The following is a 25,165-nucleotide window of genomic DNA, read 5'->3' as shown; positions in this document are numbered from 1 at the left end:
GAATCGGTGTCTAATCGGTGTCTAATCGGTGGCTGCTTTGTCGGTGGCCTATTCCATCCTGATCGCGGCCACCACGTCGAGCGCCACGGCCCGCGTCGCCGGGTACCACGCGGCCAGAATGCCGCTGCCCGCGGCGGCCGTGATCGCGATGACGAGCGTCTGCGGCGCCACCGTAAGCGGCAACACCAGCGCGTACTCGAGCGTGGCCAGCAGCAGCCACGCCGCCAGCGCACCGGCCAGGCCGCCGGCCACCGACAGCAACAACGACTCGGCGACAATCTCGCGGACGATGTCGCCGGCGCGGGCGCCGAGGGCGCGGCGCACGCCGATCTCCCGGGTGCGCTGGGTGACCGACACCAGCACGGTGTTGGTCACCACCACGATGGCCGCCAGTAGCGCCATCAACGAGATCGGGCCGGCGGCCGCGCCGATGCGCTGCGACAGGTTGGCCACGAAGCTGCGGGCCGCGTCCGGCGTCAGCACGTCGAACGAGTCGGCCTGGCCCGGGCCGAGCGCCCGCCGCGCCCGCATCGACACGCGTGCCCGCCCTTCAGCCGACACGGCGTCGTGGCCGGGAGCGGCCTTCGCAAACACCTGCAGCGTGCGCGGCGCCCCGAACGCGCGCTCGTACGCACGCAGGGGAATCCAGACGTACTTGTCGAGTGACCCGGACCCGGCACTCCCCAGGCGGGCCTGGACGCCGATCACCGTGAACCGCCGGCCGCCGAGCCGCAGCGTCTGCTGCAAGGGATCGCTGGTGGGAAACAAGGCATCGGCGACGTCGGCACCGATCACGGCAACGGCATCGCCCGCCACGTCTTCGGCCGGCCGGAAAAAACGGCCGCGCGCCAGGTCGAGGTCGCGAATCTCGGCCAGCGCCGCGGTGGTGCCCGTCACCGTGCCGTCTTCGAGCAGGCGCGAGCCTGACGACACTTCGGCCCTGGTCTGCGCGCTCGGCGCATACAGGACCAGGTCGTCCGCGTGGCGCTCGAGAAACGCGTGGTCCGAGCGGCGAATGGGCGGATTGCGGGCCAACTGCTCCTGCAGTTCCCGGCGCGACACCCGGCTCGATCCGGCGACCTGGGCGATCACGAAGGTGTCGGACCCGAAGGTCCGAGCGGTGGTCATTTCGGTGTAAAGCCGGACGCCGTCCAGAGCCGTCACCACGGTCACGATGGTGGCCACCGCCACGGCAATGGCCAGGGCGCCAAGCGCCGACCGCAGGGGATACGCCGCGAGCGCAAACGCCCCCTGGCGCAGGGATTCAAGCCGCATTGCAATGTCTTATGACGCAGTTTGGGGACCCCGCGTCCCCGATCCGCGTCAAACTAAGCATATGCGCAGGCGGATCCTCGTGGGTGTGGTTGTCGTGGCAGTGCTCGGCGGAGCGGCGGCAGTTGCGATGCGCTCCGGCAACTCGGGGCTCGAGGTTGAGCAGGCGCAGGTCGCCCGGGTGGACGCGCTGCAGTCCTTCGTCACGGCTTCGGGCGAAATCGTGGCCACCAAGTATGCCGACATTGGGTCTGCGGTCATGGGCCGGCTGGTCGAGTTGACGGTCAAGGAAGGTGACACCGTCAAGGCCGGGCAGGTGCTGGCGCGCATCGATCCGGTGCAAGCCGCCTCGTCTGCGGATGCGGCCGCCGCGTCGGTGGGTGCGCTCGAGGCCGACGCGCGAGCGGCGGCGACCCAGGTGAAGGCGGCCCAGGCGGCCCTCGAAGAAGCCCGGTCCCGAGAGAAAGAAGCCGCGGCCTCGTTGACGCGGGCGCAGGAACTGCAACGCGCCGGCTTGTTGCCGCAATCGGAGTTCGACAAGGCGAACATGGCCGGCACCACGGCGGCGGCACAAGTTGCGGCCGCCACGGCGTCGTTCGAGCGCGCGCAGCAGGCGCAGACCAGCGCCGAGCGGCGCATCACCCAGGGCCGGGCCGAAAGCACCCGCGCCCGCGACGCGCTCTCGAAGACCGAAATCACCGCCCCGATCGACGGCGTCGTCACGCGCCTGGAGGTTGAACAGGGCGAGATGGTGGTGATGGGCGTGCAGAACCAGCCCGGGACGATCCTGATGACCGTGTCGGACCTGAGCGCGGTGAACGCCGAGGTCAAGGTGGCCGAAGCCGACGTGATGCGGTTGTCGAACGGCTTCCCCGCCACCGTCACGCTCGAAGCTCTGCCCCTCCAGACCTTCAGCGGCCGGGTGGTGGAGATTGGCGCGAGCGCGCTGCCGCAGGTCGGCACGCAGGCCGCCGCGCGTGAGTTCCGCGTGAAGGTCCGGCTTGACGGTCCCGCCGCCTCGTCGCTGCGGCCGGGTCTCACCTGCGACACCGAGATCCTGGCGGCCGAGCGCAAGAACGCGCTGGTCGTCCCGCTGCAGGCGGTGGTCGAGAAAGCGGGCAAGACCGGCGTATTCGTGGTGCGCGACGGGGGTGTGGTGTTCACGCCAGTGAAGACCGGCATCATCGGCGGATTGTCGATCGAGGTGGACGGGGTGGCCGAAGGCACCGCGATCGTCAGCGGCCCCTTCCAGACGTTGCGCGCGTTGAGCGACGGCGATCGCGTGCGGGGAAGGTGATCGGTTCAGGCGACCAGCGCGTCAAGGTCGCGGCCGAGCCTGCGGCACACAGATCGTCGCCCGCGTAGCGAAGCCGGCGCCGCGACTGACGTGGGCGATTTGTCCGGGCGGCCGAGGATGTCGGCCGCCGCGCGATCGTCAGAACCGGTAGCGGAATCCAACGAAGCCGATGTGCGCCACGTACCGCGGCGCCAGATAGGTCCCGAAATTGAATAACCGGTTTCCCCACTGGTGCGACCGGGAGGTGTCACGCAGCAGGGTGTCCGCCCCCACCGATTCCACCCATGGCGCCGCGCTCGCCTGCGCCCAGTCGTCGAGCGCGTAGTTCTCGTAGGTGTAGCTGGTCACCACGACCAGCGCCCGCACCGGGATTTCCAGCCGCAGGTTGATGACGTGCCAGTCTTCGGACACCGTCGACGGCGCCGAGAACGCAAACTGGTGGTTCGGCGGAAACGGCGTGCCGTTAAAGTTGGTGACGCCGAAACCGGAGTAGTCGATGTCGATGCTGGCCAGCGAGGCCGTGTAATCGGCAATCAGGGTGGCCTTGTCAGGCGCGATCTGCCAGGTCGTGCCGACGCCGGCGCTCCACGTCTCGTCACGTTGCTCGGCCGTCCACTGGCTCCCGGCCCTCGTCCAGGGGCCGAGTTCCGCCGTGGCCACGACGCTCGGATTGGCCTTGTTGTTCTCTTGGAACTCGAGCGACCGGTCGAGCGCGGTGCCGCGGTCGAAGTTCAGGAACGCATTGACGGACAAGCCGGTCTTGACCTCGGTGTAGGCATCGACGCCGAATCGCGTCCGCTTGTCGTCGAGGCGCCCCAGCTGATTGCCCGGTGTCACCGCATTCTGCTCAGCGAGTCCGGTGCCCAGTAACGGCTGCGAGGGCTGCACGTCCGAGTCGAAGTCGTCATGCCGGTAGCGCGCGTACGCCGACAGGGACACCAGGTCGCGCGGCGTGAAGTTCGCCCGCACGTCGAACTGCTGCCGCATGCGGTCCGACACGTCGTAGCGCCGCATGTCGGGATGGTTGTCGAAGGTCAGCGCCGGGTTGTTGTTGTCGACGCCGTCGCTCTGGGAGTACCAGTAGCCTTCGCGGGTGACCGTGTTGTGGTAGTCGCCGCCGTCGCGGGCGCCAAACAGGGCGCGGGCCTCGAACGTCGCCCACCGCGCGCCGCGCGTGCGCAGCGTGGCCCGGAAGATGTTCTCGGCCGTGTCGGCTTCGCGGTGGTCGCGGTCCATCGACTCTCGCTCGAAGCCCACCAGCAGGCTGGTCCGCGCCGGCAGGCGCCAGGTGGCGTCGACCCCGGCGTTGCGCCGGTTCCACGCGTAGGGCAGGCTGACTCGCTTGTTCAAGTACGACACGGTGCCGTTCAGGTTGCTGGTGTCCTGCGTGACGTATTGCCAGTTGCTGGACGGCGTGTCGTTGTTCAGGTCGTAGCTGCGGTAGTACGCCCGCAGGTTGAGCTTCGGGGTCGGCGTGACGGTGTAGTCCGCCACGAAGTTCAGCGTGTTGATCGCGGCTTCGGCCGATACCCTCGGCAGCGTCTGCACGGCCAGCTGATCGTTGTGGTAGCTGTAGGGCAGCAGGGTCTGGTTCTGTTCGAGCATGCCGTAGGCGACCGTGGCCGTCAGCCGGCTGTCCTTCGGCAGGTTGGTGCCGAACATGCCGGTCAGGTTGTGGTAACGATTGTCCGGCGACAGCGGCCGGACGCCGAACACGGACACCGATCGGTCCCAGACATCGTAAGTGGCGCCGGGCTGGCCGTTGGTGTAGATGTTCTGCCACTGCATGGTGTCGATCTGGTTGGCGAAATCGGAGAACTGGTACTCACCACGCACCTGGTAGCGTCCGCCCTGATGCTCGGCCGCCAGGGTGACCTCGTTGGTGTTGTAGTCCACCGGCTCGGCCAGTTGAACATTCAACGTGCGCGGCGGACGATCGCCGATCGGGCCATAGGTCGGCCGGGAACCGGACTTGTCGCGACGGTCGTAGACCACGTCCAGAGCCAGGCTGTCGACCGCCAGCCACCGGGCGGCGAAGCTGCCGGCATTGGTTTGCATCGCCAGCGGCGTCGGCACCAGGAAGGCCGCCTGGTACGCCGCGATCAGGTCATCGCTGGCCAGCACGCCGGCGGCGTCGGCTGCGGCCGTCGCCAGCTTCTTGAAGGTAATCGGGATGGTGGCCGGCACGGTGAACAAGCCCGGCGCCGCCTGGAGGTAGGGCGTGACCGCCTTGTTGCTGAAGTTGTGCGGGGTCTCGACCCAGTCGGCTTTGAGGCGCCACCGGCCGAACGAGCCGGCCTCGGCCCTGATGGTCTGGTCATCGCGGCTGACGTTGACGCCGCTCAGGTCGAAATACCAGCCCGCCGCGCGATCGGCCATCGAGAAGGTCATGGCCGGCACGAAGAAGTTGTTGCGCAGATCGCGGTACTCGGTCAGCTTCGCCGAGTTGGTGGAGTTGTCGAGCCCCAGCACGCCTGAGGCGACGCTGCCGCTGACTTCCACCGTCGGCGCCTGGGGCGCGGGCGGCGCGGTCTGCCCGAAGGCCTCGGCCGCACTGAGAATGACGCACAAGAGCATGAGTTTGATCATGACAGCCCCCCTACCGTGTCAACTTGGCGCCCGACGGGTGATTCGACCCGTGCACGCTGGTATGGCAGTTCACACAGCCGCTGCCATAGGGATTGCTGGTGCGGTTGTAACGCGGCAGGTTGATGTGGCCACCATAGGAATGGCAACTGAGGCACAGGAACGAGTCCTTGGCGTTGAGCAGGTTGCGGTTGTTCGAGCCGTGCGGCGTGTGGCAGGTCGCGCAGCTCTCGCGCACCGGCGCGTGCTCCCACACGTACGGGCCTCGCTTCTCGGTGTGACACACAAAGCAGGTGTCGTTGACCGTGGCCTTGGTCAGCAGGCTCGGAGTCGAGCCGTGCACGTTGTGACAACTGGCGCAGTCCATGCGGCCTTCGCGCACCGGGTGGCGCGACATCTTGTTGAGGTCGGCGCGCACCTCGGCGTGGCAGGTGTAGCAGGTGTCGGACGCGGTGGCCGTCTTCAGCAATGCCCGCTCGCTCACCGGCGTCATCACCGTGTGGCACGACTGGCAGCTCACGTCGGCGTTGAGATGCGCGCCGGCCTTGAATCCCATGCGCGAGCCGCCCTCGTGGCACTGGGCGCAGACCAGCGACTGCGACCGGGCCTCGACGATCGCCAGCTCGGCGGTCGGATTCTCGATGTGCTTGCTGCGCGGACCGTGGCAGCTTTCACATTCTCCCACGCCATCGGGCGACTTCGCGGCAAAGGCCTTGGCGTGCTTGGTCTTGCCGTAGGCCTCGAGGTAGTCGCCATGACACGTGGCACAGGTCGCCGTGTCGTTCACGAAGGTGGCGCCGGCGAACGCCGGGTTCAGCGCCGCCCAGTCGAGCGGCTTGGGTGGTTTCGCGGAGGCGACGCTCCAGGCGAGCGACGCCACGAATGCGGCGGCGGCGCCGACCAGCCATCCCCAACGATGTTGTGACATGACAGTAACTCCTGCCTTCACGGTCCTGGCGGGCGCCCGCGTCGAGCGCGCGTCGAAGTGAATCAACTCCAGTCTAGGAGTGTGACGGAGCCGTGGAACTGAAGAGATTCTGAATTCGCGTTCAGGATGGCGATGCCGGCCAGGCCAGCACGACCCGGGCCCCGCCGGCGTCGTTGTCGCCGATCGCGACGCGGCCCCCGTTGGCGGTCATCGCCCAGTGCACGATCGCCAGCCCCAGGCCCGCACCACCGAGGCGGCGCGAGTGCCCCCCCTCGATCCGGTAGAACCGTTCCAGCACGCGCTGGCGCTGGTCTTCCGGAATGCCCGGCCCTTCATCGTCCACAACGACCTGGTGCTCGCCGGCCGGACTCGCACACCCGATCCGGATCCGGCCGCCTTCGCGGGTGTACTTGATCGCGTTGTCGAGGACGTTGCAGAACGCCTGGCGCGCCATGACCTCGTCAGTGACCGCTCTGAGCGGCCGGTCGATGGCGACCTCGATTGCAATGTCGCGGTCCTCGGCCAGCACCCCCAGCTGCGCCGCCACGTCGCGGACCATGTCACCGAGGTCCACGGCGTCCGCCCGCGGATGGACTCGCCCACTTTCCCACCGGGACAGGGTCAGCAGCGTCTCGACGACGTGCGACAGGCGGTCGGACTCTTCGAGCATGCTGCCGACGATCTCCTGATAGTCGGTCACGTCCCTGGCTTCGCGCAGCCCCACCTCGCCGACGCTGCGGATGGCGGTAAGCGGCGTCCGCAGTTCGTGCGAGGCGTCGGCGGTGAACTGCCGCAACCGCGCGAACGACTGCTCGAGCCGCGCAAACGTCTCGTTGAACACCGCGGCGAGCTGGCCCAGTTCGTCGTTCGGGTTCTCGACCGGGAGACGCTCGGAAAGCTGGTCGGCGCCGATGGCGCGCGCGCGGTCGGCCATGCGCCCCAGGGGGGCGAGCGCCTTGCCCGAAATGAAGTACCCCGAGACGGCAGCTGCCAGCACGGCGAGTGGCGCGGCCAGGCCAAACACGAGTCCGAGCCACCAGAGATCGGCCCTGAGCTTGTCTTCGGCACGCGCGACGCGCACCCGCACGACCTCGGTCCCGACCGTCCGGTCGGCGACCAGCGTCCGGACGGAGGCCCCGGCCGGTGTGCGTATCGTCCGGTAGCCGGGGGGCTCGGCCACGGGCCGGGGAAGCGCGTCGCGGAGGCCGGCGCGATCGGGCAGCCCGCGCAGGTAGCGCACGGTCCCGTCTGGCCCGTACACCTCCACCCAGCGCCGCTCGCCGGCATCGTAGCCCAGGTCGTGTTCGACCTCGGTGCGCCACCTGATGGCGCCATCGCGGACGGCGAGCATCTCGAGCACGACCTCCAGGTCTTCCGCGAGATGGTGATCGAGGGCCGCGCGCATCGACTGCCACTGCAACGCCAGGATCCAGATCAGGAACGGCGCCAGGATGAGCAGGATGGACGCGGCAAACCAGATCGTGAGCCGCGTCCGCAGGCCGAGCGCCGTCACAGCGCCCCGTTCTTCATCAGGAACCCGACACCCCGGATCGTGTGGATCAGCCGTTCCCCGGCGCCTTGATCCACCTTCTTGCGCAGGCGGGTGATGTGGACATCGATCACGTTGTCGAGCGGCGTGCCGCGATCGGGCTGCTTCCAGACGTCGCGGGCCAGCATCTCGCGCGAGACGATGTGTCCCTGGTGCCGGAGCAGGTAATCGAGCAGCTCGAACTCCCGCGTGGTCAGCTCGATCGGCAGGTCGCCGCGGGTGGCGGACCGGGTGATCGGATCCAGTTGGAGGTCGGCCAGCCGCAGCCGCAGGGTCTCTTCGGGTCGCCCGCGGCGCAGCATCGCCCGCACACGGGCCACCAATTCGGCGAAGGCAAAGGGCTTGACCAGGTAGTCGTCGGCTCCGGCGTCGAGACCCTTGACGCGGTCGTCCACGGTATCGCGGGCGGTCAGCACCAGCACCGGAACCTTCAAGCCCTGCCCGCGAAGGCTCGCCAGGACTTCCAGCCCACCGCGGCCCGGTAGTCCGAGGTCGAGGAGGATGGCATCGAACGGCTCGGTCGTCGCCCGGAAGTAGCCGTCCTCGCCGGTCGCGGAGACCACGGCTTCGTAGCCCTCGCCTTGCAGGCCGGCCTTCACGGCGGCGGCCACTTTCGGGTCGTCCTCGATCACCAGCACCCGCATCATGGTTGCAGCGACCAGAGTAACAGCCTTCCGCAAGAACCGCCCTGAACGCATCCTGAAGTTCCCGTCAGGATAGCGGTGCCCTCTGCCCTACTGCGCGGGCCGGCGCGCGCGGCTCGAGGTGTGCGAATGCCGGATCTTCCAGCCCTCCGGGGTCTTCACCAGGATCAGCGTTTCGAGCCCCTCAGAGTCGAGCATCCGCTCGCCCATCTTGGCCTTGATGGTGTAGCGCGACGTCGCATAGGCTGACTCGCCGCCGGGCATCAGCGTGACCTTGGTCTCGGTGTGGCCGAACGCCAGGTTCTCGAAGGCCTTCAGCTCGGGACCCAGGTGGCGATCGCGGTAATCGGCCCAGCCGTGGTTGATGCCAGTGCCTTCGTAGATCGTCACGTCGGGATGATAGAAGGCCGCGAGCCGGTCGAGATCCTTCGCCATGAACGCGGCGTCGTAGCCTTTCAGCCAGGCTTCAACGCTGGCGGCATCGCCCGTACTACCTTGAGCGGCTGCACCCCACGGCAGCACGAGCAGCAGCGTAGCGACGGCAAGCAGGCTCTTCATAGTCGTCTCCCTTGTGAGCAATCCGCTCCTGCGCCGCTTCGTGACCGTGCCCAGGACCTTCAACTCGTGCCAAGGATGCGCCGAGACGGCGCCGGCCGTCAACATCGCGGCGGGCTCTCAGCCCAACAGGGCGTCAATGCCGAGCGCGGCATTGGTGCGGGCCATCGACTTGCTCGGATCCTTCTCACGTCCCGTCAACGCTCGAATGGCGTCGATCGTCTCAGGGATGACGATGGCCTGATTGTCGACCATATACGCGTAAAACAGTTCGTCGCCCTGGACCCGCAACATGTCGGCCCAGAGAGCCACTTCGTACAGGTCAGCGAGGGGCCGTCCGCGATCGGCCATGAACTCCTTCACCGAGTTGAGGGCCGGCAGGCCGTTGCTGATGTTGATCAGCGCGATTCGAGATGAGGTGCGAAACGCGTCGAGCACCTCGTCTTGGCTGGCACTGCGCGTCATTTGCACCGACCAATAATGGAGATGCCCGATCGTCTCCGGCACTTTCACTGCCATGGTCAGCACGTCGAGATCCGGATCGACGCTCTGTGCATCGGGACCCTGGTGGCTCGGGATCTCAGGCTCTGGCACCAGCGTGTTCATGATCCCGCTGTCGTGGCTCTCCCAGGGATCAGTCGCGCGTCTGAGCAGAGTCCCTCTGGCACGCCGAAGCAACCCGGCGCGCTTGAGTGCGGTCAGTGTTCGGACGATCGAGGTGGTGTTGCACGACACCACGCGAGTCGCATCGCGATCGATGGCACTGACGTAGTTGGACTCGGCCACAAAGGAATGGCCGGTCACTTCGTGTTTCTCGCCGCCCTGCACGATGAACTTCAATCGGCGCCGGCGATAACCATCGATGTTCTTTGCGGCAACGTGCTTGGGGGTGCAGTCCACGACGATGTCAGCATGGCCCAACAGGTCGTCCAACGTACCGGCAACTCCCAACCCGACCGCACGCATGGCGTTGGCGTGTTCGCCCGTGGCACCAAACAGACGAAAGTGATGTCGAATCGCCATCCGAGCCCGCCAGTCCGTCACGACATCTGACACGCCAGCCAGCGTCATGTCCTCCTGGCACGCCACGGCTGCCGCCACCCGCTTGCCGATCACGCCGTAGCCGTTCACGGCCACCCTGACCTTGTTCGCCTCAGACATGCTCAACCGTGGTCCCTTTCAACGCGGTCATCCACTGAACGGTATCAACAGACGGGACGCCAACCTGTGCCGAAAGAGACACTCATGGACAGGAGCGGCGTGGACATGGGCTTGCATAAGTCCTCTCCGAGAGCCGCATGCGTAGCGCCGGCATCCCGAGGTTTCCCTGTTTAGGGAACCGCCTTGTCCAATCTGGGCTGGTGTCGCGCTTACATGCGTTTGGGTGGTGACCCCAGTGGGTCAATCGTCATTTTCGAGAGGAATCAAGACATGAGCATGAAGAGCATCGCCACAGTCGTGATGGCAGGTTGTGTCGCGGTCGTGATCTCGGCGGCGCCAGGGTTCGCCGCGCAGACGCCTCAGGAGCACCAGCACGCCGCGACCGACCAGGCGAAGCCGGCCTCGGGCATGGCGGCCAAGGACCACGCCATGATGGCCGAGCGCGAGAAGATGATGGCCGACATGAAGGCCGCCGATCAGCGGCTCACCGACCTCGTCACCCGGATGAACAGCGCGTCGGGGGCGGAGCAGACGACGGCGATCGCCGCCGCTGTCACCGAGATGGTGGCGCAGAGCCGGAGCATGCGCGAAGGCATGATGAAGATGCAGCAGGGCATGATGCCCCACATGATGGAGCATATGCAGGAGGGGAAAGACTCGATGGCGATGTGCCCGATGATGAAACAAATGGGCACCATGAAGCCCTGATCGCCGGCAGCAAGACGAGGCACGAACATGAAACGAGTACTCGCAGTGGTTCTGCTGGCAGGCGTCGCGGCAGCCTGTGGCAACTCCTCGTCCATGGGGCCGACGGGGCCGACGGCTCAGACGGGCATGACCGGCATCTGGGCCGGCAGCGCATCGGACTCGAGCAGCTCCATGGGTGCGGGCAGCATGATGGGGCAGGCCGGCATGGGGACGATGACGTGGCCGCTCACGCAGAGCGGCTCGACGATCACCGGCTCCATGAGCTTCGGCGGCATGCAGGGCCGGAGCCCCGGTGCGTTCTCGGGCACGATCTCTGGTGACGACATGACCTTCACGATGGATCTGCCAAACAACAGCATGATGTCGACCGGGTGCACCGCGCGAGCCACCGGCACGGCGCGCGTCGACCGCACCAGGATGACGATGACCGGCACCTACAGCGGCGCGAATTCGTGCACCGGGTCGTTCAGCAACGGCCAGATGACGATGACGCGCCGGTGAGGCACACCGGCGTCAATCCGGAACCAAGACAGGGGGCAGTGATGGGCGGCAACATGATGGGGAACGCGTGGATGGGCGGATTCGGCTGGATGTGGATTACCACTCTGATCGTGATCGGTCTCGGCGTGCTGGTGATGTGGGGCCAGTTCGCGAAGAAGCGGTGATCTCGCCAACGAGGGAGGACCCTATGCAGACGAGCTACTGGCGGTTTGCCGCCATGATCGCCACCTCAACGCTGGTGATGTTCGGACTGATGTACATCCATACCTACACTTGGGACCACGCGTCGTTCAGCGAGACCCGGGCGTGGATGGCGCTGCTGATGGGCGCCGCCATGGCGATCATCATGCTCGGCTACATGTTGAACATGTACAAGAACCGAACCGTGAACCTCGCGATCTTCGTCGGCGCGATCCTGACCTTCGGCCTGACCACGTGGCTGGTGCGGTCGCAGGTGACCGTGAGCGGCACCGACTACATGGAGGCGATGATCCCTCATCACTCGATCGCGATTCTCACCAGTGAGCGGTCAGGCATCGAGGATCCGCGCGTGCGCAAGCTCGCGGACGAAATCATCGCGGCCCAGCGCAAGGAAATCGCCGAGATGAAGTACCTGATTCGCGCCTTGGCGCACGAGCCGGTGCCGCCCGCTCGCAGGCCGGCGCCGCCGCCCGCGGAGATGGCGGCTCGCGAGGCGGCCCGGACTGCCAATCTCGCCACGACCGATCTCGAGTCGGTGACCGACGCGGAGCTTCAGGGGATGCTTGGGGCCGGTCCGGTCTGCCGGTTCGCCTACGCGGCAGGCGCGGCGGCCGTGGCCGCGGCGACGGCGCCAGGCGCCGGCGCCGGGCGCGGGGTGATCAAGCTGCACGGGCGCCTGGTCCCGATGAACGTTCAATACGAGACGTCGGCCGGCGAAGGTTTCGAGTTGTCCAGTGATGACGTCACGGTCGTCGCCTCTCCTTATGAGCGGTCCTCCGGCGATGACGCGCGTGAGGCCAACGCCTGGCTGCGGGTTGGCGACGACCTGGAGGTCGGGTACGGCGGCTTCTACGAGTGCACACAGTCGCGGTAATTCGCGATCGCCAAGGGGGGCGATAGGGTTCAGGCGATCAGCGCGTCGGGGTCGATGTCGAGCGCGGCGACCAACGCCAGATCAAGCGCGCGGATCTTGGCGGCTGAGAGCCGTCCGACAAAGGCGGTCAGGCGCGCCTTGGGCAGGCTGACCAGTTCGTCGCAGTGAAGCGCGCTGTCGTGTTTCAAACCTTCGTCCACACCAATCGCGACCTGGCTGCTCAGCCCGTGTCGAGCCGAATACACCGGCGCGCACACGACGGTTGAAAACCGCGAGTCGATCACCGCCTGCCGGCCGACGACCGCGAACACCCGGAAGGCCTTGGGATCGGCGCCACCTGGCCGCGCGACCCGATACAGGTCGCCCCGCCTCACACGTCGCCTTGATACGAGAGCACGTCGGCGGCCTCGGCATTGAGGGCATCGGCGTGGCGGTTGATCTGGGCCACCTCGCGGGCGCGGGCGAGCTGCGCAGCTTCGTCGGCCAGCCGCTCCCGTAGCAGCCGGTTGACCGTCTCGGAACGGCTCTCGCCTCGGCGTGAGGCCTTCGCGATGCCCGCAAGGACGTCCTCAGAGAGGGTCAGTGAGGTCTTCTGTCGCATACCCAGACAATACTACGACTATCCTACCTTTTTCCTACCCCGACCCCACCTTGGCCGAACCGGGTGTGGTCTTGCCAAATTTTGCCAAATCTCATAGCTTGGCATCGTGAGCACCATGAATATCTCCCTGCCCGAGTCGCTCAAGGACTTCGTCGATGAGCAGGTCACCCGCGGCGGCTACGGCACCAGCAGCGAGTACGTCCGCGAGCTGATCCGCAGGGATTCGGATCGCCTGCGCCTGCGTGGCCTGCTGCTGGATGGAGCCACGTCCGCTGCTGCGGCACCCGCTGGCCCCAGCTATTTCGCCGGCCTGCGCAAACGCGTCCGGCCGCGCGCGCGGCGGTGACACGCGCCAAGCCGGTCTGGCCGCGTGAGTTGGCCCACCGGGATGTCGACGAGGTGCTCGCGCACTACGTGCGCGAGGGCGTGCCGCAGGCGGCGCTGGGCTTCATCGACGCGTTGGAGCACGCCTACGCGCACATCGGACGCTACCCGGCAACCGGCTCTTCCCGCTACGCCCACGAGTTGAACCTCCCTGGCCTGCGATTCTGGCCGCTGGCGCACCACCCCCATCTGGTCTTCTACGTTGAGCGTGACGATCACATCGACGTGTGGCGTGTCTTGCACGGGCAGCGCGACCTCCCGGCGTGGATGCACGACAGCTAATCCCGTGCACGCGGCCGCGACAGGCTCAGGCCATCAACTTCGCGGCGATGCACGTGAGTTCGTCCGCGCCGATGGGAAAATCCCCCATCTGGATCCGCAACCTCGCGAAGAACGGACCAAAGGTGTTCGATTTTCGAATGTTTTGGCGGCGAGTGGGTTGGCGTCGTTCTTGCTCACTGGGTCAGCACACGCGATGCTGCGAGCCTTCATCCTCTCGATCGTCCTGACTCTGGCGATAGGTCCAGACGCCGTCATCGTGTGTCAGGCCCTGTGTGCTCCGCAGGCGGACGTGACCAATCCGTGTGACCACGGCGAAACCAGCCCCTACCAGATCGCCGCAGGTGACGAGTGTTGCGACGACCTGATGGCCGGCGCAGCGTCGTCGCAGTTGCCGTCCATGCGACGCGATACTTCGCTCCCGAGCGGCGACATCGCGGTTCCAGTGCTCGGCGACGCGCTCGCCCGTTCCGCGACCACCGACCACCTCGGCTACGAGCCAGGGCGTCGGCCCTCCCCCGCTCATCGGCCCCTCCTAACCATCCTCCGCATCTGATCTCTCGCTGCCGCAGCTGATCCCTTAGGGGTTGCACGCCTGCGGTATTGCTGCGCCCGGCCCGGGCCATCGCCCGCGCGTCCATGGCGTCGGTTGGTCACCAGTACGAGAGAGGCCCGCGTTTGCGGGGTACGTGCAATGAGAAGTTCCAGAGTCGTCCGATTCGTCGTCGTGCTCGCGATCGTCGCGTGCGTCCGGCCGCCGGTTGCCGCCGCCCAAGCGGCGCCAGCACTCCCCTCGCCGCTCAGTCTCGCCGATGTCATTCGCGTGGCGAGCGAGCGCCGGGATGAGATCCAGGCCGCGCACGCCCGCATCCGTGCCGGAGAGGAACGCCCCGCGATCGTGTCGGCACTGGACGACCCGATGCTCTCGCCCGCCCTCGATCATCTGCCCTTCATGTGGGGCGGCGCTGACGTGAGCGTAACCATCGAGCAACAATTTCCGCTGTCGGGCATCCGGCGGCACCGTCGCGCCGCCGCCCTGGCCGACGTCGATCGGCTGCGGGCCGACGCAAATCGCGCAGTCCTGGACGTCAGCGTTCAAGCCGCCAACGCGTTCCTGATGTTGCAGGAGCGCCGCCGCACGACGGCACTGGTCGATGAACAAATCGCATTCGCTCGCGACATCGTCTCGGCGGCCAACGCGCGGTACTCGGGCGGCACGGCATCCCAGGCCGACGTCCTGCGCGCCGAAGTCGAGGTGGCACGGCTGGAGGCCGCCGCCAAGGGGCTCGCCGGAGAAGTGCGGAGCGCGGAAGCGATGCTCAATGCCAGCCTGGCCCTGGACACGGACCTGCCGGTGCCGGAACTCGTTCCGCTCGCCTTCGCCAACCCGATTCCGGCCTGGCCGACGATCAAGGCCGCACTCACGGCGCGACCGGAACTGGTGGCCGGCCGCGCCGAGGTGGCCCGCGCCGAGGCTGACGTGCTGGTGATGCGTGACATGTCTCGGCCGATGGCGACCATCCGCACGGGGCCGGCGTACACGATGGCCGAGGGCCGCGGCTGGATGGCCATGGTGGGCGTCACCCTGCCCATCTGGCGAGGGAAGTTGCACGCCGGTGTCGCCGAGGCCCAGGCCATGCGCCTCATGTCCGAGGCGGACCTGCTGGCCATGACCCGGATGATCGAAGGCGACGCGGCGGTCGCCGTCAACCTGCTCCAGGCCTCGCGCGATCGCCAGACCGCGCTCACCCGCGACGTGCTGCCCCGCGCGCGGATGGTGATCGAACCCGCCGTCGCCGGTTACGCCTCGGGGCAGTTGCCGCTCGTCAGCGTGATCGAAGCCGTCCAGGCACTCTGGCTGGTCCAGTCTGACCTGATCACCGCCGACACCACTCTCGGTCTCGCGTGGGCGCGCCTCGGACGCGCCATTGGATCGTACGAGGCGATCATCCCATGACACATTTCACCAAACTCACGTCGGCTCTCGCCGCGGTCGCCGTGACCGCAGCCATCTTCAGCGCGGGGCTGTGGCTCCAGCACTCCCGCGACGCGTGGCCATTCGCGCCCGCTCTGCTGGCGTCCGCGTCAGCGGACAGCCTGCCGGCGGCTCCGTCCGCCGACGCCGCATCCAGCCACAGCCGGGTGCCGATCACCGTCACGCCGTCCACCATGCAGCAGCTCGGCATCCGTCTCGAGCCGGCCACGCGCGAAGCGTTGACCGAAGTGGTGCGGGCCGTGGCGACGGTGGTGCCTGATGAATCCCGGATTTCCCACGTGCACACCCGGGTCTCGGGCTGGGTGGAGCATCTCGACGTCAACACGACGGGCGAAATGGTTCGCGCCGGGCAGCCGCTCGCGCACATTTTCTCGCAGGAACTCTTCTCCTCCCAGACCGAGTACCTCGCCATCCGCAAGACGACCTCGGCTTCGGGCCTCACGAGCATGGTGGTAGCCGGCGGGCGCACGCGCCTGGGCGTGCTTGGCATGACGCCGGCAGACATCGACGCCATCGAGCAATCGGGCGAACCCAAGCGCCTGTTCACCGTCGCCGCGCCTCGCAGCGGCGTGGTCGTGGACCGCGGCGTGACGGTCGGCACGTCGGTCGATCCGTCGACGACGCTGCTGACCATTGCCGACCTGTCGCGCGTGTGGATTCTCGCCGAAGTGCCGGAAACCCACATCGCCACCGTGCGCCTCGGCACCCGGGCCCAGCTGGACTTTCCGGGCTCCGGTCAAGTCCCGTTTGACGCGCGGATCGACTTCATCTATCCGACGTTGTCCGAACGGACGCGCACGCTGCGCGTCCGCTTGTCAGCTGCCAATCCCCGGGGCACGCTCAGGCCAGGGCTCTATGGCACCGTGGCCTTCGAATCGACGGGCCCATCGGTAATCACCGTGCCACGTGATGCCGTAGTGGACACCGGGGTGCAGCAGCACGTCTTCGTCGCCACGGGCGATCACTTCGAGCCGCGGCCGGTCACGCTGGGGGTGCAACTCGCCAACCGCGTCGAGATCCGCAGCGGTCTCGCCGAGGGCGAACCCGTCGTGGCGGCGGGCGTGTTCCTGCTGGATTCGGAGAGCCGGCTGCGTGCCACGGGTGGCAACGGCGTTCACCACGGCCACGGCGCGCCGGCGACGACCACGAAACCCACGGCGGCGCCGGCTGACCCGCACGCGGGCCACCGGTAGCAACGATCATGGTTGAACGCATCATCGAACTATCGGTTCGCCACCGCTGGGTGGTCTTCGGCGCGGTGCTGGTCCTGTCCCTCTGGGCGGTCGACTCCGTCCGCAGGACACCCCTCGATGCCCTCCCGGACCTCTCCGATCCGCAAGTCATCGTCTACACCGAGTGGATGGGGCGCAGCCCCGACCTGGTCGAGGACCAGGTCACCTATCCGCTGGTCCGTGCCCTGCAGAGCACCCCGGGCATCAAGACCGTGCGCGGCTATTCGATGTTCGGAATGAGTTTCACCTACGCGATCTTCGATGACGGGACGGACATCTACTGGGCGCGGACCCGCGTGCTCGAACAGCTGGGACGCGTGCAGCAGTTGCTGCCGCCCGAGGTCTCGCCGACGCTCGGCCCCGATGCGAGTGGCCTTGGTTGGGTCTACCAGTACGTCCTGACCGACAGCAGCGGGCGCCTGGACCTCGCCGAGCTGCGGGCACTCCAGGACTTCACCGTGCGACCGGCCTTGCAGGCGGTCGCCGGGGTGGCGGAAGTCGCATCCCTCGGCGGCTTCGAACGCCAGTTCCAGGTCGTCATCAACCCCGATCGCCTGGTCGCGTTTGGGCTCACCCTGACCGACGTCACCCGGGCCGTGCGCGAGGCCAACGCCGAAGTCGGCGCCCGGGTCCTCGAACTCGCCGGTCGCGAATACGTCCTGCGCGGCCGAGGCTACGTCAAGACCCTGGCCGACCTCGAGCAGAGCGTGGTCGCCGTCGGCGCGGGCGGCACACCGATCCGTCTCGGCGACGTCGCGAGCGTGCGCTTCGGACCCGAGATCCGTCGCGGCGCGGCCGACTGGAATGGCACGGGCGAGGCCGTGGGCGGCATCGTCGTGATGCGCATCGGCTCCAATGCGTTGCAGGTTATTCGCGCGCTCGAGGCGGAAATCGCGACGCTGCGCCTGCCCGACGGCGTGCAGCTGGTCCCCACCTACGACCGGTCCGAGCTGATTCTCGGAGCGGTCGGCACGCTGACTCAGACGCTGATGCAGCAGGCCGTGATCGTCACGATCGTCTGCCTGGTCTTCCTGTTTCACCTGCGCTCGGCACTGGTGGTCATGATCGTGCTGCCGCTGTCGGTGCTCCTGTCGTTCATCGCCATGCGCTACCTGGGCCTGTCGTTGAACATCATGTCCCTGGGCGGCATCGCCATTGCCATCGGCGAACTGGCCGACGCGGCGATCGTGTTGATCGAAAACGCCCACGTCCGCCTCGCCGCGGCGCCCAAGGGGTCCGATCGCAAGCAGGTGATCGTCGATGCCTGCAAGGAAGTCGGCCGGCCGATCTTCTTCTCGCTGCTGCTGATTACGGTCAGCTTTCTGCCCATCTTTACGCTGGCCGGCCAGGCGGGCAAGCTGTTCACGCCGCTCGCCTACACCAAGACGCTGGCGATGTTCGCCGCCGCGATTTTGTCGATCACGCTCGCGCCGCCGCTGATGGTGCTCCTGCTGCGGGGACGCTTCCGCACCGAAGCCACCAATCCGGTCAGCCGCGTCCTCCGGACGCTCTACCGGCCAGTGGCCGTCCTGATTGTGCGCTTCCGGATCGCCGTGGTCGCCGCGGCCGTGCTGCTGATGATCGCGACGGTGCCGGTGGCGCAACGCCTCGGCTCGGAGTTCATGCCGCCGCTGGACGAAGGCTCGCTGCTGGTGATGCCGACCACGTTTCCCGGGATCGCGATCGAGGAGGCGCGCCGGGCGCTGACCATGCAGAACCGCATCATCATGGGGTTTCCCGAAGTGGCGTCCGTGCATGGCAAGGCGGGACGAGCCGAGACGGCCACCGACCCGGCGCAGCTGGACATGATCGAATCGGTGATCGCGCTGCGCCCGCGCGACCAGTGGCCGGCCAGCTACACCCCCCGCTGGTACAGTTCGCGGGCGCCCGACTGGGTGAAGCCGGCGCTGCGGCCGTTGTGGCCAGAGCAGCGCACCCGCACGCTCGCCCAGTTGTCGAGCGACCTCGATGCCGCGCTGCAGATGCCGGGGTACCAGATGGCGATTGCGCCGCCCATCCGCACGCGCATCGACATGCTGTCGACCGGCGTCCGTACACCGGCCGGCATCAAGGTGTTTGGCGACGACCTGGCCGAGATCGAACGGATCAGCGTCGACCTCGAGGGCATGCTGCGGCAGGTGCCGGGTACCCGCAGCACGTTCGCCGAACGGCAGACCGGCCGCGAGTACATCGACATCGTTCCCAACCGCGAGGCGATTGCCCGATACGGCTTGTCGGTGCGCGACGTCCAGGACGTCGTCGAGGCGGCCGTCGGCGGCATGACCGTGTCGACCGTCATCGCGGGACGCGCCCGCTTCACGATCAACGTGCGTTACGCCGCCGACCAGCGCGCCGACCCGGAGTCCCTGCGCCGCATCCTGGTGCCGGTGCAGTCGACGGCCAGCGTCATGGACTTCGCCGGCGGCAACACGGGTCGCGGCGCCAGCGCGCAGGGCGGCTCCATGTCCGGTGCCCCGGCTGGCGGAGCGGGCGGCGGGATGGGCGGCGCAATGGGTGGCGGCATGTCCGGCGGCGGCCGCATCTCATCGGCGCTGACGCCGCCGGCGATGGGCGGGCTCACGGCGTCACCCGACTTCATGGAGCAGTGGCGCCAGCCCGGGGCGGCGATCCCACTCGGCGAGCTCGCCGATGTGCGCGTGACCACCGGCCCGCCGATGATCAAGGACGAAAACGGCGTGCTGGTCGGCTACGTGTTTGCCGACATCGATCCGACGCAGCGGGACCTCGGCGGGTGGGTCGATGACGCCAAGCTGCTGGTCGCCGAGCAGCTCAGCCTGCCGGCGGGTTATCGGCTGCAATGGACCGGGCAATACGAGTTCCTCGCCGAGATGGAAGCGCGGCTCCAATACATCATCCCACTGACGCTGATCATTGTCGTGATCCTGCTGTATCTCGCGATGCGCGGTTGGCCGCAAACGTTCCTGGTGTTGACGAGCCTGCCGTTTGCACTGGCCGGCAGCGTCTGGCTGTTGGCGTTGCTGGACTACAACCTGTCAACCGCGGTGTGGGTCGGACTCATCGCCGTGGCGGGGGTCGCTGCGGAAACCGGGATCGTGATGGTGGTCTACCTCGATGAAGCATTCCTGCGATACGTGCGCGAGGGCCGCATTCAGAAACCCGAAGACGTCGATGCCGCAGTCGTCGAAGGGGCGGCCGCCCGCGTCCGGCCGCTCGTCATGACCGTGGCCACGACCGTCCTCGGCCTGCTGCCCCTGCTGTGGGAGGCCGGCATCGGCGCCGACGTCTCGGCGCGCACCGCCGCGCCGGTCGTCGGCGGCCTCTGGTCGTGCATGGTGCTGACCCTGCTCGTACTTCCCGCCGCCTACGCGATGTGGCGTCGTCACCAGGTGCGCGTCGCGATGGCGGACGGAGCCACCTCGGCGGCGGCCCCGCTAGAGCTGGGTGCGTGACCATCCGGTCCAGACAGCCAGTCACACCACGCCGACGCCAACACTGGCTGCGGTTCGGGTACACTGGCAGGTCCAATGCGCAGTGGATTCTGGGAGTGACCATGACCAAGTCGTTGATCGCCATCGCGCTGATGTTGTTCGCCGCCTCGGGTGCCGTGGCGCAAGAGATGCCCGCCGACTATAAGGGCGTCCTCGATACGTTGGCGCGCACCGGCGACTTCAAGGACGGCGTGCTCAAGGTCAACATCCCGCGCAACGACCTTAAGGTCACCGTCGCCGGCGTCGCCTTACCGACGCCGTTTGGGTTCGGCGGCTGGGTCGCGCTCAGCAAAGGCACCGGCGGCATGGACGTGATGATGGGGGACCTCGTCCTCACGCAAGACGAAGTGAACCCGGTGATGTCGGCCGTGCTCGCACAGGGACTCGACGTCACCGCGCTGCACAACCACTTCTTCTGGGAGTCGCCGCGCCTGTTCTACATGCACGTGCATGGGCACGGCTCGGCGGCCGACCTGGCCCGGCGGATCAAACCGGCCCTGGACCTGATCGGCAAGGTCGCCGCCAGGCCTGACGCGGCACCGGTCATGACCTCGACGGTGACGGCGGGCCCACTCGACACGGCCAAGCTGGCGAGCATCATCGGCACCGCCGGCGAGCAGAATGGACAGGTCTACAAGATCACGATCGGCCGTCCCGACCTGAAACTGGTGGAAATGGGCGCGACCATCGACGCCCGCATGGGCCTCAACACCTGGGCGGCGTTCTTCGGCTCCGACACCGCCGCGGTGGTCGCCGGCGATGTGGCGATGATCGACACAGAAGTCACGCCCGTGCTGAAGGCACTGCGCGACCACGGCATCGAGGTCGTCGCCATTCACCATCACATGACCGGCACGCAGCCGACGGTGATCTTTCTGCACTACTGGGGACAGGGGCCGGCGGAGAAACTCGCAGCCGCGGTTCGCGCCGCGATCAACCTGACCGGACCCGCCAGCAAATGAGCCGGCGGCTTACCAGCCGGGCTGCAAATTGACGTAGACACCCACGCCGGGCGCGACTTGCCCGCCGTAGCGCGGCGCCAGCAACGGCGGGACGATGCTCAGGTTGAGATGCCCACCGATGCCCGGGGCCCAGCCCTTGATCGCCGGCCACTGGTGCAGGTAACCAACCTGTGCCTTCCCAACCGTGAAAACCTCCGTGATGTACTCGTGCACGTGCAGATCGTGCGCGGGTTTCCCCACGGCTTCGATGCGCCCAAACCAGTGGTGGCGGCCGTTCGCTGACCGCACGCTCGACTCGGCCAGCACCGCGTGCGTCGCCTGCGTGAGCAGGCCCTCGGGAACCGCGTCGGTCTCCGTGTTGACGCCGTAGGCGATGGTGACCGCCCATCCTCCGCCCGAAGACAGTGGACGGTAGTACATCGCCGACGCCGTGGCGCGCGTCACGTCCTGTCGCGGCTGGCTGCCCAGCCCGGCCTCCGAATCGCGCAAGTGCCCCGCCGACATCTGCCACGACCAACGGTCGCTTGGCGCGAAGGCGACGCGTACCGACACCGAATCAAGCGGCGCCAACTCGAGCCCGTGGCGCTGGTCGTCGGGCTCGCGGCCGTTGAACGCCGACCCTTCCACCCGCCAGCGCGCACTCGATACGCCGGCCGTCACCACGCCAAACGCAATGTGCGTGGCATCGAGCCAGTGGTGCGCAATCGGCGCGATCGGATTGGGCATGGCCGACGCACGGTGCGGAAAGGCGGGCGGCCCGAGCGCCGGTTCGCCGGCCAGCGCGGTGTAAAGGTGAATCCGGACCCGGTCGCCGACCGGCCGCTCGTAGCTCGCTGCCAACTCCATGAACAGGTCGTGCGGATGCTGCAGGTCGTGGATCGTGTCGCCATCGCACACTTCGCCGGTAGCCAGCAGGTCGGGATAGCCGCACCCGCCAATCGTCCATGGCTCGGCCGAAAGCATAGCGCGCACGCCAAGGCGGCCGTCGCCAATCGGCCGCTCGGCCATGCCCATGAACCAGTTGATGCTGCCGGCCTGGTGGCTGGTGCGGTGGATGTCGCCCGATTCGTACAACAATTGGACGAAGAGGTTGGCGTGCCCCATCAGCATCCAACCGCCAGCTTGCGCGTGCGCGCCAGTCATGGGCGTGACCGCGGGTTGCCACGACGTGCCCGAGGCTTCTTCTGGGTGATGCTCCTGTGCCGCGGCCGGCGTCGCAAGCGCGAGCGCAACCAGCAGGCCGACGACGACGCGACTCACAATTCCCTTTATAGCATTCGCGCCACCTCGCGTGGAGTGCGCTATGGTATTGCCGATGAGGGCAGCACTTCGAAACTTGCTGGGGTTGGCCGACGAAGACGTCACGGCGACGGAACGCACGCCGCTGCGGGACCTGGTCGACTCGCTCGATGGCCTCGAGCCGGCTCGCGCGCAACACCTGGCCCGGTTTGCCTACCTGCTCGGCCGCGTCGCCCGCGCCGACCAACAAGTCAGCGCGGCAGAAACGCGCACCATGGAATCCCTGCTGATCGAGCACGGCCGCCTGTCGCCGGCACAGGCGGTGCTGGTCGTCGGCCTGGCCAAGTCGAGCAGCCTGCTGTTTGGCGGCACCGCCGATTTCGAGGTCGCGCGCGACTTTGCCGCATCGGCCACTGACGACGAGAAGGTGGCGCTGGCACGCTGCCTCTACGCGGTCGCGGCCAGCGACCAGCGGATCTCGATGGCCGAGGAAACGGAAGTGCACCGCATCGCCAATCTCCTGTATCTCGAGCCCAAGACGCTTACCGCCATCCGCCTGCAATACCGGCCGTTCCTGCCCGGCGTGTCAGGCACCAAGCCCTCCGAGCAATAACGCACACGCAAGTCAGGCAGCTCAGCGGTCAGCACTGGCGCTGTCCTTGCATTACCAGCCCGCAATGCTGGGATCTGCCCTGCCGATTTCCCTATTTGAGTTGCTTCGTCGCACTTACAAGGAGTGCATGGATGACGACTGCCTCGGGCTCGCGGCCCAGCTGTCGTACTACTTTTTCCTGTCGCTATTCCCGGCGATGCTGTTCCTGCTCGCCACGGCCAGCTTTTTTCCAATCGAAAACCTGACCGACGATGTCACGCGCGCGCTCGGGCCGCTGGTCTCCGCCGAGGTTCTGAAACTCATTCAAGAGCAGATGGAGCGACTGGCCAGTGCGGAAAGCGGCGGGCTGATGACGGCGGGAGTGGTCGGCGCCTTGTGGAGCAGTTCCGCCGCGATCGTGTCGATCGTCAGTTCACTCAACCGGGCCTACGACCTCACCGAGACTCGCCCGTGGTGGAAGGTCAGGCTCGTGGCCATTGGCCTGACCCTCGGCGTAGCCGTCTTCATCCTGCTCGGGTTCAGCCTGGTGCTGTCCGGCCCAGCGGTCGCGCGTTACCTGGGTGAACTGACCGGCTTGGGCGCCGCCTTCGCGGCGGCCTGGCTCGTCCTGCAGTGGCCACTCGCCTTCGCGTTCGTCGCCTTCGCCATCGGCCTGCTCTATTACTTCGGGCCGGACGCCGACCAGGACTGGGTGTGGATCTCGCCCGGCGCGGTTCTCGCGACCATCCTGTGGCTGCTCGTGTCGGTGGGGTTCAAGCTCTACGTATCGAACTTCACCGACTACAACGCGTCGTACGGGGCCCTGGGCGGCGTCATCCTGCTGCTGCTGTGGTTCTACCTGTCCGGCCTGGCGATCCTGGTGGGCGCCGAGTTCAACTCCGAAATCGAACATGCCTCGCCGTATGCAGGCGAGAAGTCGGCAGCGGGCCGGCAGGTCATCGGCCGACGCGCGGCGCGCGCCTACAGTCAACGTCAGCAATCTCTAACCCAGGCCGGACGGGGCGGCCAAATATGAACATGCAATCAACGACCGTGATGCGATTAGTCCTGCTCGTGAGCCTGGCCATGGTGTCGGCCGGCTGCGAGGTTATCGGCGGAATCTTCAAGGCCGGCATGGTGACCGGGGTGATCGTGGTGGTGCTGATCGTCGTGGTGGCGGGCTACGGGTTCAGCAAGCTGCGACGGTAAGGCCGCGCGACGCTACCAGGGCGGCAGCGTGAGCAACAGGTATTCCCTGAGATAGGGATCGGGAGCGGCCAGCAACTCGGCGGCGCTGCCCTGGAAGTAGATGCGGCCCTCGTGCAGCACCATGAACTCCACGTGCGGCAGTGACGCCGCGTCGGCGCTCACCACCTGCACCTCGCCGTCGTGCCACACCGCGCGATGAGTGGCCACGTAGAACGCATCGCGGATCTGGTGAGTGACGAGGACCGAGGTCACCTGCTCGAGATCCCTCAACTTGACGATCTCGTTGTCGATCGTCGTGGCGATCAGCGGATCGAGACCGGTGATGGGGTCGTCGAACAGCAGGATGCCAGGTGCCGGGGCCATGGCGCGGGCAATCGCCACGCGCCGCCGCTCGCCGCCCGACAGTTCCGACGGCAGCCGATCGGCGTACTCGGCAAGTCCGACGAAGCCGAGCACGGCCGCCACCCGCTCGCGAACCGCCTCGACCGGCATCGTCGCCTGGTCCGAGAGGCGATAGCCGACGTTCTCGGCGACGGTCAACGAGTCAAACAGCGCGTTCTCCTGGAACACCATCCCGATACCGCCGCGCACTTCGAGAAGGTCGCGCTCGGGCAGATGGTCCACCTGCACGCCATTCACCAGCACCGTGCCGGCGTCCGGGCGCAGCAGACCCAGGATCAACTTGAGCAGCACCGACTTGCCGGAGCCGCTGCGCCCCAGCAGAATGCGCATGTCGCCACGTGGGATGGCGAAGCTCAGATCGCGCAGGACGACGTTGTCGTCGAAGGCGATCGACACGTTCTTGAACTCCACCGCCGGCGAGGTGGCCAGGTAGTCGATGACGCCAAGGGGCGTCGACCGATCGACCGCGTCGGAGACGGAGGGGCGCTGGCGCAGAACCATTGGTTCCAGTATGCGACGGATG

The 25,165-nt window shown here is 67.3% G+C and carries 25 protein-coding genes; 14 read left to right on the top strand and 11 right to left on the bottom strand.

The features are described 5' to 3' along the window. Positions 1 to 48: 48 nt before the first annotated feature. Positions 49 to 1,275: an ABC transporter permease gene (locus tag Q8T13_21695; protein MDP3720385.1), complete on the bottom strand. Its 1,227-nt coding sequence runs from the start codon at positions 1,273 to 1,275 to the stop codon at positions 49 to 51. A 61-nt stretch (positions 1,276 to 1,336) separates the two neighbouring features. On the opposite strand from Q8T13_21695, the gene Q8T13_21690 reads away from it, so the two are divergent. Beyond that, entirely contained in the window at positions 1,337 to 2,569 is a 1,233-nt protein-coding gene (locus Q8T13_21690) for an efflux RND transporter periplasmic adaptor subunit (GenBank protein MDP3720384.1), read from the top strand. Between the two features lie 138 nt (positions 2,570 to 2,707). Here Q8T13_21690 and Q8T13_21685 read toward each other — a convergent pair whose 3' ends face one another. From Q8T13_21685 to Q8T13_21660, 6 genes are all read right to left on the bottom strand, one after another. After that, on the bottom strand, positions 2,708 to 5,158 hold the full coding sequence (locus tag Q8T13_21685) for an MtrB/PioB family outer membrane beta-barrel protein (GenBank protein ID MDP3720383.1): 2,451 nt from the start codon (positions 5,156 to 5,158) through the stop codon (positions 2,708 to 2,710). 10 nt (positions 5,159 to 5,168) lie between these two features. Next, complete coding sequence (locus tag Q8T13_21680) at positions 5,169 to 6,083, bottom strand: DmsE family decaheme c-type cytochrome (GenBank protein MDP3720382.1); 915 nt, start codon at positions 6,081 to 6,083, stop codon at positions 5,169 to 5,171. 121 nt (positions 6,084 to 6,204) lie between these two features. After that, complete coding sequence (locus tag Q8T13_21675; protein ID MDP3720381.1) at positions 6,205 to 7,596, bottom strand: ATP-binding protein; 1,392 nt, start codon at positions 7,594 to 7,596, stop codon at positions 6,205 to 6,207. Then, positions 7,593 to 8,276 carry a response regulator transcription factor gene (locus Q8T13_21670; protein MDP3720380.1) on the bottom strand — a complete coding sequence of 228 codons (684 nt, stop codon included), beginning with the start codon at positions 8,274 to 8,276 and terminating at the stop codon, positions 7,593 to 7,595. The genes Q8T13_21675 and Q8T13_21670 overlap by 4 nt, the downstream gene beginning before the upstream one ends. 90 nt (positions 8,277 to 8,366) lie before the next feature. Next, positions 8,367 to 8,834, bottom strand: coding sequence for a nuclear transport factor 2 family protein (locus tag Q8T13_21665; protein ID MDP3720379.1), 468 nt, complete (start codon positions 8,832 to 8,834; stop codon positions 8,367 to 8,369). A 117-nt stretch (positions 8,835 to 8,951) separates the two neighbouring features. Beyond that, positions 8,952 to 9,992 (bottom strand): type II glyceraldehyde-3-phosphate dehydrogenase, encoded by a 1,041-nt coding sequence (locus Q8T13_21660; protein MDP3720378.1) that lies wholly within the window; start codon positions 9,990 to 9,992, stop codon positions 8,952 to 8,954. A gap of 270 nt (positions 9,993 to 10,262) precedes the next feature. Between Q8T13_21660 and Q8T13_21655 the strand changes: the two genes are divergently transcribed. From Q8T13_21655 to Q8T13_21645, 3 genes are all read left to right on the top strand, one after another. After that, positions 10,263 to 10,700, top strand: coding sequence for a hypothetical protein (locus Q8T13_21655; protein MDP3720377.1), 438 nt, complete (start codon positions 10,263 to 10,265; stop codon positions 10,698 to 10,700). Between the two features lie 27 nt (positions 10,701 to 10,727). Beyond that, positions 10,728 to 11,201 (top strand): hypothetical protein, encoded by a 474-nt coding sequence (locus tag Q8T13_21650; GenBank protein MDP3720376.1) that lies wholly within the window; start codon positions 10,728 to 10,730, stop codon positions 11,199 to 11,201. 187 nt (positions 11,202 to 11,388) lie between these two features. Continuing rightward, entirely contained in the window at positions 11,389 to 12,276 is an 888-nt protein-coding gene (locus tag Q8T13_21645) for a DUF305 domain-containing protein (protein ID MDP3720375.1), read from the top strand. Positions 12,277 to 12,305: 29 nt separating this feature from the next. On the opposite strand, the gene Q8T13_21640 is transcribed toward Q8T13_21645, so the two are convergent. Then, complete coding sequence (locus Q8T13_21640; protein MDP3720374.1) at positions 12,306 to 12,650, bottom strand: type II toxin-antitoxin system PemK/MazF family toxin; 345 nt, start codon at positions 12,648 to 12,650, stop codon at positions 12,306 to 12,308. Then, positions 12,647 to 12,877 (bottom strand): hypothetical protein, encoded by a 231-nt coding sequence (locus Q8T13_21635; GenBank protein MDP3720373.1) that lies wholly within the window; start codon positions 12,875 to 12,877, stop codon positions 12,647 to 12,649. Before Q8T13_21635 ends, Q8T13_21640 begins: the two co-directional genes overlap by 4 nt. Before the next feature lie 106 nt (positions 12,878 to 12,983). Here Q8T13_21635 and Q8T13_21630 point away from each other — a divergent pair, with 106 nt between their 5' ends. The 7 genes from Q8T13_21630 (at position 12,984) to Q8T13_21600 (ending at position 21,200) form a co-directional block, all read left to right on the top strand. Then, positions 12,984 to 13,223 carry a type II toxin-antitoxin system ParD family antitoxin gene (locus tag Q8T13_21630; protein ID MDP3720372.1) on the top strand — a complete coding sequence of 80 codons (240 nt, stop codon included), beginning with the start codon at positions 12,984 to 12,986 and terminating at the stop codon, positions 13,221 to 13,223. Then, entirely contained in the window at positions 13,220 to 13,543 is a 324-nt protein-coding gene (locus Q8T13_21625; GenBank protein ID MDP3720371.1) for a type II toxin-antitoxin system RelE/ParE family toxin, read from the top strand. The genes Q8T13_21630 and Q8T13_21625 overlap by 4 nt, the downstream gene beginning before the upstream one ends. 289 nt (positions 13,544 to 13,832) lie before the next feature. Beyond that, on the top strand, positions 13,833 to 14,096 hold the full coding sequence (locus Q8T13_21620; GenBank protein ID MDP3720370.1) for a hypothetical protein: 264 nt from the start codon (positions 13,833 to 13,835) through the stop codon (positions 14,094 to 14,096). Between the two features lie 138 nt (positions 14,097 to 14,234). Then, complete coding sequence (locus tag Q8T13_21615; GenBank protein ID MDP3720369.1) at positions 14,235 to 15,497, top strand: TolC family protein; 1,263 nt, start codon at positions 14,235 to 14,237, stop codon at positions 15,495 to 15,497. Next, complete coding sequence (locus Q8T13_21610) at positions 15,494 to 16,729, top strand: efflux RND transporter periplasmic adaptor subunit (GenBank protein MDP3720368.1); 1,236 nt, start codon at positions 15,494 to 15,496, stop codon at positions 16,727 to 16,729. The genes Q8T13_21615 and Q8T13_21610 overlap by 4 nt, the downstream gene beginning before the upstream one ends. 8 nt (positions 16,730 to 16,737) lie before the next feature. Then, positions 16,738 to 20,199, top strand: coding sequence for an efflux RND transporter permease subunit (locus tag Q8T13_21605; GenBank protein ID MDP3720367.1), 3,462 nt, complete (start codon positions 16,738 to 16,740; stop codon positions 20,197 to 20,199). A gap of 101 nt (positions 20,200 to 20,300) precedes the next feature. Beyond that, positions 20,301 to 21,200, top strand: a complete 900-nt coding sequence (locus tag Q8T13_21600; protein MDP3720366.1) for a DUF1259 domain-containing protein — start codon at positions 20,301 to 20,303, stop codon at positions 21,198 to 21,200. Positions 21,201 to 21,209: 9 nt separating this feature from the next. On the opposite strand, the gene Q8T13_21595 is transcribed toward Q8T13_21600, so the two are convergent. Beyond that, complete coding sequence (locus tag Q8T13_21595) at positions 21,210 to 22,460, bottom strand: hypothetical protein (GenBank protein ID MDP3720365.1); 1,251 nt, start codon at positions 22,458 to 22,460, stop codon at positions 21,210 to 21,212. A gap of 55 nt (positions 22,461 to 22,515) precedes the next feature. Here Q8T13_21595 and Q8T13_21590 point away from each other — a divergent pair, with 55 nt between their 5' ends. From Q8T13_21590 to Q8T13_21580, 3 genes are all read left to right on the top strand, one after another. Further along, the gene (locus Q8T13_21590) at positions 22,516 to 23,052 is read left to right on the top strand and encodes a TerB family tellurite resistance protein (protein ID MDP3720364.1); all 537 of its coding nucleotides are present in this window, start codon (positions 22,516 to 22,518) and stop codon (positions 23,050 to 23,052) included. 127 nt (positions 23,053 to 23,179) lie between these two features. Next, positions 23,180 to 24,067, top strand: a complete 888-nt coding sequence (locus Q8T13_21585) for a YihY/virulence factor BrkB family protein (protein ID MDP3720363.1) — start codon at positions 23,180 to 23,182, stop codon at positions 24,065 to 24,067. Positions 24,068 to 24,084: 17 nt separating this feature from the next. Beyond that, on the top strand, positions 24,085 to 24,240 hold the full coding sequence (locus Q8T13_21580) for a hypothetical protein (protein MDP3720362.1): 156 nt from the start codon (positions 24,085 to 24,087) through the stop codon (positions 24,238 to 24,240). 12 nt (positions 24,241 to 24,252) lie between these two features. Here the strand turns inward: Q8T13_21580 and Q8T13_21575 are convergent, their stop codons facing one another. Next, positions 24,253 to 25,143 (bottom strand): ATP-binding cassette domain-containing protein, encoded by an 891-nt coding sequence (locus tag Q8T13_21575; protein MDP3720361.1) that lies wholly within the window; start codon positions 25,141 to 25,143, stop codon positions 24,253 to 24,255. Positions 25,144 to 25,165: the final 22 nt, after the last annotated feature.

Source organism: Acidobacteriota bacterium (assembly GCA_030697165.1).
Classification (GTDB): Bacteria; Acidobacteriota; Vicinamibacteria; order Vicinamibacterales; family UBA2999; genus 12-FULL-67-14b.
The sequence above is the reverse complement of the archived record's forward strand: the minus strand, read 5'-3'. Positions and strand labels throughout refer to the sequence as shown.

What these genes read in the sequence shown, in the direction of transcription:
- Q8T13_21695 (MDP3720385.1), bottom strand. Translation starts at nt 1,275, where the DNA reads ATGCGGCTTGAATCCCTGCGCCAGGGGGCGTTTGCGCTCGCGGCGTAT.
- Q8T13_21690 (MDP3720384.1), top strand. Translation starts at nt 1,337, where the DNA reads ATGCGCAGGCGGATCCTCGTGGGTGTGGTTGTCGTGGCAGTGCTCGGC.
- Q8T13_21685 (MDP3720383.1), bottom strand. Translation starts at nt 5,158, where the DNA reads ATGATCAAACTCATGCTCTTGTGCGTCATTCTCAGTGCGGCCGAGGCC.
- Q8T13_21680 (MDP3720382.1), bottom strand. Translation starts at nt 6,083, where the DNA reads ATGTCACAACATCGTTGGGGATGGCTGGTCGGCGCCGCCGCCGCATTC.
- Q8T13_21670 (MDP3720380.1), bottom strand. Translation starts at nt 8,276, where the DNA reads ATGCGGGTGCTGGTGATCGAGGACGACCCGAAAGTGGCCGCCGCCGTG.
- Q8T13_21665 (MDP3720379.1), bottom strand. Translation starts at nt 8,834, where the DNA reads ATGAAGAGCCTGCTTGCCGTCGCTACGCTGCTGCTCGTGCTGCCGTGG.
- Q8T13_21660 (MDP3720378.1), bottom strand. Translation starts at nt 9,992, where the DNA reads ATGTCTGAGGCGAACAAGGTCAGGGTGGCCGTGAACGGCTACGGCGTG.
- Q8T13_21655 (MDP3720377.1), top strand. Translation starts at nt 10,263, where the DNA reads ATGAGCATGAAGAGCATCGCCACAGTCGTGATGGCAGGTTGTGTCGCG.
- Q8T13_21650 (MDP3720376.1), top strand. Translation starts at nt 10,728, where the DNA reads ATGAAACGAGTACTCGCAGTGGTTCTGCTGGCAGGCGTCGCGGCAGCC.
- Q8T13_21645 (MDP3720375.1), top strand. Translation starts at nt 11,389, where the DNA reads ATGCAGACGAGCTACTGGCGGTTTGCCGCCATGATCGCCACCTCAACG.
- Q8T13_21635 (MDP3720373.1), bottom strand. Translation starts at nt 12,877, where the DNA reads ATGCGACAGAAGACCTCACTGACCCTCTCTGAGGACGTCCTTGCGGGC.
- Q8T13_21615 (MDP3720369.1), top strand. Translation starts at nt 14,235, where the DNA reads ATGAGAAGTTCCAGAGTCGTCCGATTCGTCGTCGTGCTCGCGATCGTC.
- Q8T13_21610 (MDP3720368.1), top strand. Translation starts at nt 15,494, where the DNA reads ATGACACATTTCACCAAACTCACGTCGGCTCTCGCCGCGGTCGCCGTG.
- Q8T13_21605 (MDP3720367.1), top strand. Translation starts at nt 16,738, where the DNA reads ATGGTTGAACGCATCATCGAACTATCGGTTCGCCACCGCTGGGTGGTC.
- Q8T13_21600 (MDP3720366.1), top strand. Translation starts at nt 20,301, where the DNA reads ATGACCAAGTCGTTGATCGCCATCGCGCTGATGTTGTTCGCCGCCTCG.
- Q8T13_21590 (MDP3720364.1), top strand. Translation starts at nt 22,516, where the DNA reads ATGAGGGCAGCACTTCGAAACTTGCTGGGGTTGGCCGACGAAGACGTC.
- Q8T13_21585 (MDP3720363.1), top strand. Translation starts at nt 23,180, where the DNA reads ATGGATGACGACTGCCTCGGGCTCGCGGCCCAGCTGTCGTACTACTTT.
- Q8T13_21575 (MDP3720361.1), bottom strand. Translation starts at nt 25,143, where the DNA reads ATGGTTCTGCGCCAGCGCCCCTCCGTCTCCGACGCGGTCGATCGGTCG.